Raw genomic sequence first — 13,654 nt, 5'->3', positions numbered from 1 at the left:
ACCCCCGCGAGATGACCATGCGGGGCGGCGTGTGTATAGTTCTTCCCGTGCCCGGGCGAACGGGCGCGAACGCAAGGGGCCGTGGCGCAGCTGGTAGCGCACCACACTGGCAGTGTGGGGGTCAGGGGTTCGAGTCCCCTCGGCTCCACCGACCGCACCATTGTGCGAACCGGTGGTACTCCTGAAGTGCCCTCGTCCGTTTCGGGCGGGGGCATTGTCGTGTCGGTGGGGATCTGAACACGGGTACGACTCCCTGGTCGGTGATTTGGACTTCGGCGATGACCGGCTTGGAGTTTCTCGATGGCGCTCGTCCGGATGCTCCGCCGTGATTCGTGAGATGCGCTTCGTCGTGTCGGTGCCGGATGAGGTCTCGGCCCATGCCGTCGCCGAGAAGCTGGCCGAGCGCGGCCACCTGCTGGTCGCGGTACGGGAGGTGCCGACCGACCCGCTGGAGGGTCGCTTCGCCGGCTGGTGGCGAGTTCACTCGCTGGCCGTGGACCCGCCCTACGAGGGTCCGCTGGAGGTCTCACCGGCCGAGAAGAAGGCCGTTGCGGCAATTGCCCGGAAGTACGGCGGGCAGGTCAACTCGGCGTGCGGCCAGTTTCCGGACAAGGCGATCGAGCGCTTCTCCCGGGAGGGCCTCGCGCACGAGCTCGACCGGGCCGAGGCCGACCGGATCCGCGCGGAGCTCGTCGGCGGGCAGACAGCCGTCGCGCCGTCCTTGCCCGCGCCTCCCGGACTCAAGTGCGGTGGTTTCCGTCGTCCTGCCGCCGATCTTCGCGCGGCCGCCGAGGTGGTGCCCTTCGAGGGCCACACCTTCGACGGTGTGGGCGACCTGATCGCAGCGATCGCGAGCGACGCGTTCCCGCAGGGCTCGGTGGTGCCCGCCACCCCGGGGGCGGTGCCGCGGCTGGCCGCGCTGGCAGGTGCCGACGGGGTGAGCGACTTCTACCGGGCGATGACGCTCATGGTGCTGTTCCAGATGAGCACCGCGGGTCGGCGGCGGCTGGCCTACCAAGCGGACGCCCCGGAAGACGGCGGTGCCGAGACGCCCGTGGAGACGGCGACCCGGGCCGCGGTCGCGGCGGTGCTGCCCGGTCTCGCCGTGGGCCGCAGCGAACTGGCCGAGTTCATCCTCGCCGGGCTGTCCGCGGCCACGCGGGAGGCGGGGGTCGGAATGCCGGCCGGCCTGGAGCGGATCGCGGGGCGGTACGCGGGCACCGCCCGCATCCCGGTGGTGAACCTGATCCGGGCCGTGGCTGACGGCGCCGAAGAGCCCATGCGGACCGCCACCGCAGCGGTGGTGGCGGCCCTGCCCGAGGTGGTCGACGGCCTGCAGAGCACAAAGGCGTTGGTCGAGGGGCGGGCACTCGACACGCTCGATACCGTGCTGCAGTGGGAGCTGGACAACGCTCGGCTGTCCAAGCTGGGCACGGTCTTCGGCCCCCGCTGATGACCGCCGGCCCACCGGCGGTGTGAGTTGGCGAACGGCGGTGTGCCAGCAATCCGGGTGGTGCCGGCAATGGGCTGAACCGGCCAGAATCCGCTCAACCGGCCGCCCGGCCGGCGAGCAGCAGCGCCCAGCACAGCGCGCCGAACCCCGCAGTGCTCGCCACCGCCCGAACCACGTTCCAGGTGACCCAGGCGGACTCGAAGCGCTCCCGTGCCGCACCGGGACCGGCCGAACCGGCTGCCGCCAGCGCGTCGTTCAGCGGCACGTTCACCGCCACGGTGACGACGAACATCACCAGGTAGAGGGCGAGCCCGGCGACGATCCACGGCAGCCCCGGCCGGGCCACCCCACGCCACGCCAGCACCGCCGCGAGCGCGGCGAGCACCGGCGTACCCAGGAAGGCCAGCAGGAACCAGCCGTTGACGATGGTGGCGTTGATGCGCTGCATGGCGTCCACGAACGTGCGGTCGTCCGCGCCGCGCAGCGCCGGCATCACGGCGTACGCGAACGCGGCGAACAGGCCCGCCATCAGCCCGGCCCCGACTGTGGCGCCGACCAGCGTCAGTTGTTGTACGAGTCGCATGTGTTCATCGAACCGCCGCGCGGTGAGACGGCCCATGGCCAGGACGCGCGATCCTGTGTTCAATCGTCTCGTGGACGCCGTCTCCGGCCTGCTCGACGGTCCCCGGGCGCGGGGTGCCTTCCTGCTGCGCTCGATCCTCACGCCGCCCTGGTCGATGCTGATCCGGGACGAGGCGCCGCTCACGCTGGTCGCCGTGGTGCGCGGGGACGCCTGGATCGTGCCCGCGGAAGGGGAGGCCGCGCGGCTCGGCGACGGTGACGTGGCGATCGTGCGTGGCCCGGCCCCGTACACGGTGGCGGACGACCCGGTCACCGTGCCGCAGGTGGTCGTGCACCCGGGCCAGCGCTGCACCACGCCGGACGGGCGCGAGCTGTTCGCGATGACGCGGTGGGGCGTACGCACCTGGGGCAACGGGCCGGACGGCCGGACCGTGCTGCTCACCGGCACGTACCCGGTGCGGGGCGCTGTCGGGCGGCGGCTGCTCGACGCGCTGCCGTCGCTGGCGGTGGTCCGCCGCGAGTCCTGGGACACGCCGCTCGTGCCGTTGCTGGCCGACGAGATCGTCAAGGACGACCCCGGCCAGGAGGCGGTGCTGGATCGCCTGCTCGACCTGCTGCTCATCGCCGCGCTGCGGGAGTGGCTCGCCCGGCCGGGCGCCGCCGCGCCCGCCTGGTACCGGGCGTACACGGATCCGGTGGTCGGCCGCGCGCTGCGGATGCTGCACGACGACCCGGCCCGTCAGTGGACGGTGGCGTCGCTGGCTGCCGAGGTGGGGCTGTCCCGGGCGGCGCTGGCGCGGCGCTTCACCGCGCTGGTGGGCGAGCCGCCCATGTCGTACCTGACCGGTTGGCGGCTGGCGCTCGCGGCCGACCTGCTCCGCGAGCCCGGCGCCACAGTGGGCGCGGTGGCCCGCCGGGTCGGCTACGGCAGCTCGTTCGCCCTGAGTACGGCGTTCAAGCGCCGGTACGGCGTGAGCCCACGCGGGCACGTCGACGCCGCTAGATTGGCCGGATGACTGTCGACCTGTTCGCCGGCGTCCCGATCCGCGATCTCGCCGTGTCGACGGCCTGGTACGAGCGGCTGCTCGGCGCCCCGCCGCAGTTCCTGCCCAACGACCACGAGGCGGTGTGGGAGCTTGCCGAGCACCGCTACCTCTACGTCGAGGTGCGGCCCGACCACGCCGGTCACGCCATGCAGACGGTCTTCGTCGAGGACTTCGACTCCCGCGTCGCGGCGATCGCCGGCCGTGGTCTGACGCCTGCGGTCCAGGAGACCTACGACAACGGCGTCCGCAAGGCGATCTTCCGCGACCCGGACGGTAACGAGATCGGCTTCGGCGGCGGCCCGGCCTGACCGGGCCGCGGCGATCCGCGGCCCGGTCGGGTACGTCAGCGGGGACTCCGCGTCTTCGGCAGGTCGAACTGGTCCGCGCGGCGGCAGTCTTTCGGGCCGCCGACCGCCTGCGGACCGACCTCCTCCAGTGCCTTGCGGGCGCGCTGGCGGCCGAGGTTCCAGGCGTACCAGGGGTCGGGCTCGGCGAGGTCGTCGGCGATCCAGCTCAGCGTGCACCGGCGTACCGGGTCGGGAAGCTTGGCCAGCGACGGCGTCGCGTCGGCGGACAGCGCCCGCAGATACCAGGCGTCGATCTTGCCGGTCTGCTCGTACCGCAGCGCGTTGCGGCGCGCGACGTAGTCCTCCGGGTTGAGCACCGCCAGGCCGAGCAGCATCGCCACCGCCAGCGCGACAGTGGTGCCGGGAATCCACCGGCCCTTGAACCGGACGCCGGCCAGGATGATCATCAGGAAGACCGTGCCGAGCAGCATCTCGAACGCCATCACGAAGATCCGCTCACCGGTGAAGCTGTAGACCTTCTGGTACGTCCACATCCGGGACAGCGCCGACGCCACGATCACCACGCTCAGCGCGCTGATCAGCCCCAGCAGCACACGCAGCAGGACGCGCTCGACCGGCCGCTCCCGGCGCGCCCAGCGGCCCACGCCACCGAGCACCGCCACCGTCAGCAGCGTGACGAAGAGAAGCTGCCAGAAGCCGCTGCGCGCGTACTCGGCGTAGCTGAGACCGGCGACGCGCTGCACGTGTTGCTGCCCGCCGAAGAGCACCGTGAACTGCACCACCACGAACCCGGCGAACAGCAGGACGAGCGCTCCGATGGCCGGGGCCCACTCCAGCAGGCCGATCCGCCGCTCGCCGGACTTGTCCACGGTGGACAGGTCGGGCGGCGCGGCGATCGTGTAGACCGCGGCGACCGCGATCAGCCCGCCCACCACTGCCAGGAACACCCAGCTGAACACCGAACCCATGTCGGTCTCGGGAACGAGTGAGCCGAGCGCCTCGGAGAACGCCGCGTCGGCGGAGGCGAGCAGACTGCCGAAGACCACGAGCACCACGACTGTGGCGACCACCGAGACGGTCACCTTGCTGACCGTCGCCGCCGACGCCGAGGTGGTGACGTGCCGGCGTACCCAGGGCAGGCCGCGCAGCGCCGCGAACGGCGTGGCGACCAGGCCGAACAGGATCGACCGCACCAGCCGCCCGCCGATGATCGCGAGGGTGGCGCAGCCCAGCGCGCCGAGCACGCAGAACGTCACGAGCCACCAGGCGTTGCGGAACGCCGGCACGGCCATCAGGGCCAGCGCGGCCGCCGCCCACCCGGCCCGGATGAGCCGGTCGGCGCGAGGCAGGTCAGCGGTCTTCGCCCGGACCGCCAGCACCACCGCGACAGTGAGCGTGAGCCACCCCAGGAACCAGCCGACGCCGACCCGGCCCAGCGGCACGAAGACCGCGCTGCCGACCGCGCCGGCCAGCACCGCGAGCGGCGCGGCCCGGCCGGTCGCCTTCTTCGGGCCGGGCCACCGCGCGCCGAGGAACGAGGTCCGCGGCGTCGGCGGTCGCGGCGCCCAGACCGGCGCCTGCGGGTGGCCGGTCCACCCCGGGCCGGGGTACGGCGGCGCGCCCATCGGCCGACCGGGAGGCGGCGACATGCCCGGAGCGTGCGGTGTGCCCGGCGCGGGCGACGGGCCGGGAATCGGCTGCGCGCTCGGGGTCCCCGGCGCGCCGGGAGCCTGCGGCGTGGACCCGGCCTGCGGGTTCGGCGCATCCGACGGGGACGAATCCGGGGCGGCAGGCGAACCGGTGGCCGAAGCCGCCGTGCCGGTGCCCGAGGTGGACGGACCCGCCGATGCGGCGTCCTCGGCAGCCGAAGGGGCTCCGTCGGCTCGGGCGGCGGCAGGCCGGGCCGCCGGAGCGGCGTCCGGCGTGGCGGCGACGGGCTCTCCACGATCAGCCGCCCCTGTCGGACCCTCCCCGGTCGGGGACACGCCCGCGCCCGCGGGAGCCGGCTGCGGCTTGGCGGCGTCGCCGGTGGCGGGGGAGTGGGCGGCACCCTCCACCGGGGAGCGTTCGACGGCCGGCGCTTTCGCCTGAGCGGGCACCGCGCTCGGCTGGCCGGTCGCCGGCACCAGCGGGAGGAACAGCGCGTACCCCTGGGTGCCGGGCGGGACGGTGACCGGAATCGCCCAGCCGGGCTGCCCCTCCGCGCCGGGCCACGGCACCGGCGTGGGCGCGCCCTCCATGGTGGGCATTACCAGCAGATACGGCTGGGCGGCAGGTGGGACGTCGCCCGTCGCGGGCCCGTCCGCCGCGGCGGCGCGGGAGGGCTCGGGGGACGGTTCCGGCTCGGGCAAGGGACGCTCCTCGATCACAGGGTTTCGTCACTGTAGGTCCCCCTGTACGCGCCCCGCCGCCCCGCCTGTCCGTTCGGTCACACTGGCCCGGCCGATCGGCGCGGATCGAACCTTTGACGCCTCGCGGCCGTACCAGTGCGCAGGAGGTCGATCACATGGCCGCACGCCGCGCGTTCGCCGCGCTCGCCGCCGTCGCCGTGACGGTGCCGCTCGGCGCCACACCGGCCGTCGCGCACGGTGCGCCGACCAGCCCGCTGAGCCGGGCCGCCGCGTGCGGGCCGGAGGGTGGCCGCGCGCAGACACCCGCGTGCCGGGCCGCGATCGCCGCCGGCGCGGCGGTACGCGAGTGGGACAACATCCGGGTCGCCCGCGTCGACGGGCGGGACCGGGAACTCATCCCGGACGGGGAACTGTGCAGTGGCGGGCTGTCCGCGTACCGAGGGCTGGACCTGCCGCGCGCTGACTGGCCGGCCACCACGCTCACCGCCGGTGCCCGGCACACGTTCCGCTACCGCACCACCATCCCGCACCAGGGCACGTTCCGGTACTACGTCACCACCGGCTCGTACTCGCCGCAGCAGCGGCTGACCTGGGCGGACCTGGAGAAGAAGCCGTTCCTTCAGGTCACCGACCCGCCGATCCGCTCCGGCGCGTACGAGATGCGGGGCCGGCTGCCGGCCGACCGCACCGGCCGGCACATCGTCTACGTCATCTGGCAGAACTCGGACACCCAGGACACCTACTACTCCTGCTCGGACGTCATCTTCCGGGCGGCCCGCGGTGAGCCGGACGCGTCACCGGCAGCGCCGAAGGCGAGCGCGTCGCCTCCGCGTACCCTCGCCGGGGCGGCGACCGACGACGAGCCGGCGGTGCCGGTGGCGACGGTGACCGACGGCGGACCGCTGTCCCGGCCGCTCGTCGTCGGCGCGGCGGCGGTCGTCGTCGCGCTGCTCGCCGCGGCAGTTGTGGGGCTGCGGCTGAACCGGACCGGCGGCCCGCCGCCCGGGCGGCCGTGCGGTGTCCGCAACCACCGCGCCGGGCGGCGCCGGATCTGGTGACTCAGCCGAGCAGGCCCTCGATCTCGGCCAGGTCGTCACCGGCGAGGTCGAGGTTGTCCAGCGCGGCCACGTTGCCCTCCAACTGGGCGACGCTGCTCGCGCCGATGATGAGGCTGGTCATGCGCGGGTCGCGCAGCGCCCAGGCCAGGGCGAGCTGCGCGAGGGTCTGACCGCGCCGTTCGGCCACCGCCGCGAGCCCGCGGACCGTCGCCATCGTCTCCTCGTCGAGGTCGCTCTCGTTGAGGAAGACGCTCGTACGCACCCGGGAGTCGGCCGGAATGCCCGTGAGGTAACGGTCGGTGAGCAGGCCCTGGGCGAGCGGGCTGTACGCGATGCAGCCGGCGCCCACACGCTCCAGCGTGTCCAGCAGGCCGTCGCTCTCCGTCCAGCGGTTCATCATCGAGTACGACGGCTGGTTGATCAGCAGCGGCGTGCCAAGGTCGCGCAGGATCTCGGCGGCGCGCTCGGTCTGCTCGGAGTCGTAGTTGGAGATGCCCACGTAGAGTGCCTTGCCGGAGCGGACGATCGCGTCGAGCGCGCCCATCGTCTCCTCCAGCGGCGTCTCCGGGTCGAAGCGGTGCGAGTAGAAGATGTCGACGTAGTCCAGCCCGAGGCGGCGCAGCGACTGGTCCAGCGACGAGATCAGGTACTTGCGCGAGCCCCACTCGCCGTACGGGCCGGGCCACATCAGGTACCCGGCCTTGCTGGAGATCACCAGCTCGTCCCGGTACGGCTTCAGGTCGGTGGCGAGCAGCCGGCCGAAGTTCTCCTCGGCCGAACCGGGCGGCGGGCCGTAGTTGTTGGCCAGGTCGAAGTGGGTGATGCCGAGGTCGAAGGCGCGGCGGACGATGTCGCGCTGCCGCTCGAAGGGCCGGTCCGGACCGAAGTTGTGCCACAGGCCGAGGGAGATGACGGGGAGCTTCAGCCCGCTCCGGCCGCTGCGCCGGTAGATCATCTCGTGGTAACGGTCGTCGCTGGCGAGGTAGGTCACCAGGCCATTCTGTCCGGACCGGAGTGCGCACGCAGCGGCGCGGGTACGTTCGGCCTCATGCGTTACGTGCGGCTCGACACCCCCAAGCCCATCTCCAAGATCGGTCTCGGCACCTGGCAGTTCGGCTCCAAGGAGTGGGGCTACGGCCCCGAGTACGAGCGCCGGGCCGCCGAGATCGTGCGCCGGGCGCTCGACCTGGGCGTCACCCTGTTCGACACCGCCGAGCTGTACGGCTTCGGCCGCAGCGAGCGCATCCTCGGCGCGGCGCTCGGCGACGACCGGGCCAAGGTCGTGGTCGCCAGCAAGATCTTCCCGCTGCTGCCGGTCGCCCCCGTCGTGCAGCAGCGCGCTGTCGCCTCCGCCGCCCGGCTCGGCGTCGACGGCATCGACCTCTACCAGGTGCACCAGGCCAACCCGGTGGTCGCCGACACCACCACCATGCGCGGCATGCGCTCTTTGCAGGACGTCGGACTGGTCGGCGAGGTCGGGGTCAGCAACTACGGCCTGCGCCGGTGGCGGTTCGCCGAGGCCGCGCTGGGCCGCCGGGTGCTGAGCAACCAGGTCCGCTACAGCATGATCGACCGCGGGCCCGAGGAAGACCTCATCCCGTACGCGGAGCAGGCCGGCCGCATCGTCATCGCGTACTCGCCGCTGGCGCAGGGCTTCCTCTCCGGCCGCTACGACGCCACGAACCCGCCCGCCGGGGCGGTACGCCGGGCCAACCCGTACTTCCTGCCGGAGAACCTGGAACGCGGCGCCGAGCTGATCGCCACGCTGCGCGAGGTCGCCGACGCGCACGACGCCACGCCGAGCCAGATCGCGCTCGCGTACGTGCTGCGGCACCCCAACGTGGTGGCCATCCCTGGTGCCTCCGGGGTCGAGCAGATGGAACGCAACGCGGCCGCCGCCGAGATCGACCTCGCCGACGACGAGTACGCCGCGCTGGTCGCCGCCGCGCACGCGTTCCGCCCGGTCACCGGCCTGGCCGCCGTGCCCCGGATGGTCCGCGCCCGCCTCGGGAGGTGAGCGGCGCTCCGGCGGCGTCAGTGGCGACGGGCGCCGCCGGTCATCGGAGCGCGCTAGCGTGGATCGGGTGACCGCTCCCAACCAGGTTCTCCCGGTTCCGCCCGCCGAGCTGCCGAGCACGCTCGGCGCGTTGCGCGCGGCCGGCCACCAGTACCGCACGGTCAAGCAGGAACTCCGAGACAACCTCCTCGCCCGGATGGGCTCCGGCGAGGACCGCTTCCCCGGCATCGTGGGCTACGAGGACACGGTGCTGCCCGAGGTCGAGCGTGCGCTGCTCGCCGGGCACGACATGGTGCTGCTCGGCGAACGCGGGCAGGGCAAGACCCGGCTGATCCGCTCGCTCGGCGCGCTGCTGGACGAGTGGACCCCGGTGATCCCCGGCTCGGTGCTCAACGAGCACCCGATGCACCCGATCACGCCCGCCTCCCGGGCGCTCGTCGAATCGGCCGGCGACGACCTGCCGATCGGCTGGCTGCACTGCTCGATGCGGTACGGCGAGAAGCTCGCCACGCCGGACACCAGCGTCGGTGACCTGATCGGCGACGTCGACCCGATCCGCCTCGCCCAGGGGCGCACGCTCGGCGACCCGGAGACCATCCACTTCGGGCTCGTACCGCGTACCAACCGGGGGATCTTCGCCGTCAACGAGCTGCCCGACCTGGCCGAACGCATCCAGGTGGCGCTGCTCAACGTGCTGGAGGAGCGCGACATCCAGGTCCGCGGCTACCAGCTGCGGCTGCCGCTGGACCTGCTGCTGGTGGCCAGCGCCAACCCGGAGGACTACACCAACCGGGGCCGGATCATCACGCCGCTCAAGGACCGGTTCGGCGCGGAGATCCGTACCCACTACCCGCTGGACCTGGACCTGGAGCTGTCGCTGATCCGGCAGGAGGCGGATCTGGTCGCCGTCGTGCCGGAGCACGTGCTGGAGGTGCTGGCCCGGTTCGCCCGCGACGTGCGGGAGTCGCCGTCGGTGGACCCGCGCTCGGGTGTGTCCGCCCGGTTCGCCATCGCCGCCGCGGAGACAGTGGCCGCCGCCGCGTTGCGCCGTTCCGGTCTGCTGGCCGGTGCCTCTGCTGCTGCCTCGGGTGGCGGGGCCGGGTCGGCGTCCCGGCCGGAGGCGCCGGTGGCCCGGATCGGGGACACCGTCTCGGTCACCTCCACGCTGCGCGGCAAGGTCGAGTTCGAGAGCGGCGAGGAGGGACGCGAGATCGAGGTGCTCGCGCACCTGCTGCGTACCGCCACCGCCGAGACGTTCCGCGCCCGCCTGGCCGGGCTGGACCTGTCCGGCTTCACCGCGATCGTCGCCGGGGGCGGCGCCGTCGAGACCGGCGAGCTGGTCTCCTCGGCCGAGCTGCTGCGCCAGGTCGGCACCGTACCGGGGCTGGCCAAGGTGCTCGACCGGCTCGGGCTCGGCGACGCGCCCAGCCCGGAGGAGGCCGCCGCCGGCATCGAGTTCGTGCTGGAAGGGCTGCACCTGACCCGGCGACTCGGCAAGGACGTCACCGACTCCGGGCGCACCGTCTACGGGGACCGGGACTGACAGTGGCCGGCGGCAACCGCTTCCGGTACGGGCAGTGGCGCGGCGGACCGGACCCGCTCGCCCCGCCGTACGACGTGCGCGCCGCGGTGGACGCGGTCGGCTCGGACGTGCTCGCCGGCGGCAGCCTGCGCGAGTCGCTTCGTGAGCTGCTGCGGCGCGGCCCGCAGGGGCGGGGCGGCCTGGACGACCTGGCCGCCCGCGCCCGCCGCCTGCGTCGCGAGGCGCTGCGCCGCGGTGACCTCGACGGCGCCGTCACCCGGGCCCGGGCGCTGCTCGACCAGGCGCTCGCCGCCGAACGCGACGAGCTGCGCGGCCGCGACGGCGACGACGCCCGGTTCGCCGAGGCCGTGCTCGACAACCTGCCCCGCTCCACCGCCCGCGCGGTGTCGGAGCTTTCCGGGTACGACTGGGCCAGCGCCGAGGCGCGGCAGACGTACCAGCGCATTCTCGACGGGTTGCGTGGCGACGTGCTGGAGCAGCGCTTCGCCGGGCTGCGCGACGCGGCGCGAGCCGCCGCCGACCCGGCCGCACAGCGGCAGCTCGCCGAAATGATGCGCGACCTCAACGACCTGCTCGCCCGGCACGCCCGCTCGGAGGACACCACCGACGCGTTCGCCGAGTTCATGCGCCGGCACGGCGAGTTCTTCCCGGAGCGGCCCACTAACGTCGACGAGCTGATCGACGTGCTGGCCCGCCGGGCCGCCGCGGGTGAGCGGCTGATGCGGTCGCTGTCCGACCGGCAGCGCGAGGAACTGGCCGGGCTGATGCGCCAGTCGCTCGGCGACCGGCTGGCCGGTGAGCTGTCCCAGCTCGACGCGCACCTGCGGTCGCTGCGGCCGGACCTGAACTGGCAGCGCGGCGAGCGGGTCCGCGGCGACCAGCCGCTCGGCTACGGCGAGGCCACCGGTGCGCTCGACGAGATCGCCGAACTCGACGAGCTGCTGGACTCCCTCGACCAGGACCAGTCCGGCGCCACGCTCGACGACGTCGACGTGGAGGCGGTCGCCCGCACGCTGGGCCGCGACGCCGCCGACGACGTACGCCGGTTGCAGGAGCTGGAACGCGAGCTGCGCCGCCAGGGCTGGGTCACCCGCGACGCGGAAGGGCTGACGCTCAGCCCGAAGGCGCTGCGCCGCCTCGCGAGCACCGCGCTGCGGCGTGTCTTCGCCGACCTGACCGCCGGCCCGCGCGGCCAGCACGACCTCCGCACCGCGGGCGCGGCAGGCGAGGTGAGCGGCGCGTCCCGCCCCTGGGAGTACGGCGACGAGCAGCCGCTGGACGTGGTGCGCACGCTCACCCGGGCGGTACGCCGGGCCGGGCCCGGAGTGCCGGTGCCGCTCGCGGTCGAGGACTTCGAGGTGGTGGAGACCGAGCGGCGCGCGTCGGCGGCTGTGGTGCTCTGCGTCGACCTGTCGTACTCGATGATCTCGCAGGGCCGCTGGGGTCCGATGAAGCAGACCGCGCTGGCCCTGTCGCACCTGATGGCGACCCGGTTCCCGCAGGACGCGCTGCAGATCGTCGGCTTCGGCCGGGAGGCGATGCCGCTGACCCAGCAGGAGCTGGCGGCGGTGGAGCCGGACATGCAGCAGGGCACCAACCTGCAGCACGCGCTGCGGCTCGCCGACCGGCACCTGCGCCGCCATCCGGGCGCCGAGCCGGTGGTGCTCGTGGTCACCGACGGCGAGCCCACAGCCCACCTGGACCCGGAGGACGGCGAGGCGTACTTCCACTGGCCGCCGCTGCCGGAGACCATCTCGGCGACGATCCGGGAGGTGGACCGGCTGACCCGGTACGGCGCCACGCTCAACTTGTTCATGCTGGGCGACGACCCGGGACTGCGCCGGTTCGTGGACGCGGTGGCGCGGCGCTCGGGTGGCCGGATGTTCACCCCCGACCTGGACGACCTGGGCGAGTACGTGGTGTCCGACTACCTACGCGCCCGTCACGGCCGCCGCTGACCCGCACTCCCTCGTCGATCTCGCACCCTCTCCCCGATCTTGGAGTTGTGGCGCCCAGGTTGTCGGGGTTTGACAGCCTTCGCGAGGTGCCACAACTCCAAGATCGCCGACCGAGGATTCTCGGGGGAGTTCCTGGGGCGCCTCAACCCGCCCAGGGCTCCCCTGAGCGCGCGATCTTGCACTTCGGTACCCCGTAAACCGCGCGAATGGGACGTTCGGAGGGCTCAAACTGCAAGATCGCGTGGCCTCGCTCCGCCCCTCGCTCCGCCCCTCGCTCCGCCCCTCGCTCCGCCCCTCGCTCCGCCCCTCGGTTCGGCCCGCCTCGAGGGCGTCGATCATGAACTTGGCGGCACGTGGTGTCCGTTTTGTCGCCGCTAACCTCATGATCGACCCTGTGATGGGTGGGAGGGCTCCTTCGGGGGTGATCAAGGAGTTTGTGTCCTCGTAGGTGCCGAAAGGTGCCGCAAACTCCTTGATCACGGGCCGGCGGAGCGAGGTTGCCCGGGCTGGGCACGGTGGGATGCGCTCGGCGGCGGGCCGGGCGCGGCTGCATCTGGCGTGTGTGGGAGGTGTGGGGTGAGTGTCCGGTTCGGGGGTGGTGGGTGGCACTCTGGTGGCGGAATCGTGGGCGGGCCGGTGGCGTTGTAACCAGGTGACCGACCGAGCAAGGCCCCGCCCCTCGCGGCGGCGGCGCCGGGTGTGGGAACAGTCCGGGGCTGCCGGTCGTTGTGCATGGTTCCGACGAGGTGAACCCGCGCCGCCCCCTCCGGTGGCGTGAGGCGCCCGACGACGTGAACCCGCGCCGCTTGCCGGTGGCGTGAGGCGCCCGGGAATGATGCCGGGCTGCGGGTCGTTGGACATTCTTCCGGCGCCGCGTAGAGGCCCCCGCCCCCGCGAGCAGCCGAACTCTCGAAGACTTCTTTTGAGCGCCTGACGGTGCTCGCACCCGCGCCGAATCCCCTGTCGGTGTGGGCGTCGATCCCCCGAATGGAGCCCTCTGATGAACACGATTCTGCGTAAGAGCATCCTGGGTATTGCTGGTCTGGCTTTCACCGGTGGCGTGTTCGCCGGCCCCGTCGCCGCCCACGCGGCCGACACCACCACTAGCGTCAAGCCGGTGAGCGTGAGCGTGAGCGTGCAGGGTGACAAGCTGATCCCGCACGGCGTGCAGGGCACCCAGTCGCGCATCGACCTGAACGACGAGCAGACCGCGAATGTGAAGGCGACTGGCCCCGTTCGACCCGGCGCAGTTCGTCGACGCGCTGCTCGGCACCGAGCCGCTCGCCCGGGACGCGTAGCCTCTCCCGTGACGACTGACGATCTCGCCTACGCGGGGTG

General features: G+C 73.2%; 10 protein-coding genes, 1 tRNA gene and 1 pseudogene. 9 read left to right on the top strand and 3 right to left on the bottom strand.

All coding sequences use genetic code 11. The annotated features are described in order from the left end of the window. The first annotated feature begins 75 nt into the window (after nucleotides 1-75). Nucleotides 76-148, top strand: a tRNA-Ala gene (locus AMK25_RS00060). Between the two features lie 177 nt (nucleotides 149-325). Beyond that, complete coding sequence (locus AMK25_RS00055) at nucleotides 326-1,453, top strand: hypothetical protein (RefSeq protein ID WP_143194659.1); 1,128 nt, start codon at nucleotides 326-328, stop codon at nucleotides 1,451-1,453. A gap of 94 nt (nucleotides 1,454-1,547) precedes the next feature. Here AMK25_RS00055 and AMK25_RS00050 read toward each other — a convergent pair whose 3' ends face one another. Then, on the bottom strand, nucleotides 1,548-2,036 hold the full coding sequence (locus AMK25_RS00050) for an anthrone oxygenase family protein (protein ID WP_073827003.1): 489 nt from the start codon (nucleotides 2,034-2,036) through the stop codon (nucleotides 1,548-1,550). A gap of 70 nt (nucleotides 2,037-2,106) precedes the next feature. Between AMK25_RS00050 and AMK25_RS00045 the strand changes: the two genes are divergently transcribed. Both AMK25_RS00045 and AMK25_RS00040 read left to right on the top strand, forming a co-directional pair. Continuing rightward, entirely contained in the window at nucleotides 2,107-3,051 is a 945-nt protein-coding gene (locus tag AMK25_RS00045) for an AraC family transcriptional regulator (protein ID WP_073824601.1), read from the top strand. Continuing rightward, on the top strand, nucleotides 3,048-3,389 hold the full coding sequence (locus tag AMK25_RS00040) for a VOC family protein (RefSeq protein ID WP_073824598.1): 342 nt from the start codon (nucleotides 3,048-3,050) through the stop codon (nucleotides 3,387-3,389). The genes AMK25_RS00045 and AMK25_RS00040 overlap by 4 nt, the downstream gene beginning before the upstream one ends. Nucleotides 3,390-3,424: 35 nt before the next feature. On the opposite strand, the gene AMK25_RS00035 is transcribed toward AMK25_RS00040, so the two are convergent. After that, a complete protein-coding gene (locus tag AMK25_RS00035) occupies nucleotides 3,425-5,740 on the bottom strand; it encodes a DUF4153 domain-containing protein (protein ID WP_073827002.1) in 2,316 nt (771 codons plus the stop codon). Nucleotides 5,741-5,895: 155 nt separating this feature from the next. On the opposite strand from AMK25_RS00035, the gene AMK25_RS00030 reads away from it, so the two are divergent. Next, nucleotides 5,896-6,798, top strand: coding sequence for a lytic polysaccharide monooxygenase auxiliary activity family 9 protein (locus AMK25_RS00030; RefSeq protein WP_073824594.1), 903 nt, complete (start codon nucleotides 5,896-5,898; stop codon nucleotides 6,796-6,798). A gap of 1 nt (nucleotide 6,799) precedes the next feature. Here AMK25_RS00030 and mgrA read toward each other — a convergent pair whose 3' ends face one another. After that, complete coding sequence (gene mgrA, locus AMK25_RS00025; protein WP_073824591.1) at nucleotides 6,800-7,789, bottom strand: L-glyceraldehyde 3-phosphate reductase; 990 nt, start codon at nucleotides 7,787-7,789, stop codon at nucleotides 6,800-6,802. Between the two features lie 57 nt (nucleotides 7,790-7,846). On the opposite strand from mgrA, the gene AMK25_RS00020 reads away from it, so the two are divergent. From AMK25_RS00020 to AMK25_RS00005, 4 genes and pseudogenes are all read left to right on the top strand, one after another. Beyond that, entirely contained in the window at nucleotides 7,847-8,815 is a 969-nt protein-coding gene (locus AMK25_RS00020) for an aldo/keto reductase (RefSeq protein WP_073824587.1), read from the top strand. Nucleotides 8,816-8,873: 58 nt separating this feature from the next. Beyond that, nucleotides 8,874-10,358: a sigma 54-interacting transcriptional regulator gene (locus tag AMK25_RS00015; protein ID WP_073824583.1), complete on the top strand. Its 1,485-nt coding sequence runs from the start codon at nucleotides 8,874-8,876 to the stop codon at nucleotides 10,356-10,358. Nucleotides 10,359-10,360: 2 nt separating this feature from the next. Then, a complete protein-coding gene (locus AMK25_RS00010) occupies nucleotides 10,361-12,316 on the top strand; it encodes a vWA domain-containing protein (RefSeq protein WP_073824579.1) in 1,956 nt (651 codons plus the stop codon). Between the two features lie 1,000 nt (nucleotides 12,317-13,316). Then, nucleotides 13,317-13,654 (top strand): annotated as a pseudogene (locus AMK25_RS00005) (hypothetical protein); the annotation flags it as partial.

This window comes from Micromonospora sp. TSRI0369 (assembly GCF_001905625.1).
Classification (GTDB): Bacteria; Actinomycetota; Actinomycetes; order Mycobacteriales; family Micromonosporaceae; genus Micromonospora; species Micromonospora echinospora_A.
Note: the sequence above shows the minus strand (reverse complement) of the source record. Positions and strands in the feature narration are given on the sequence as shown.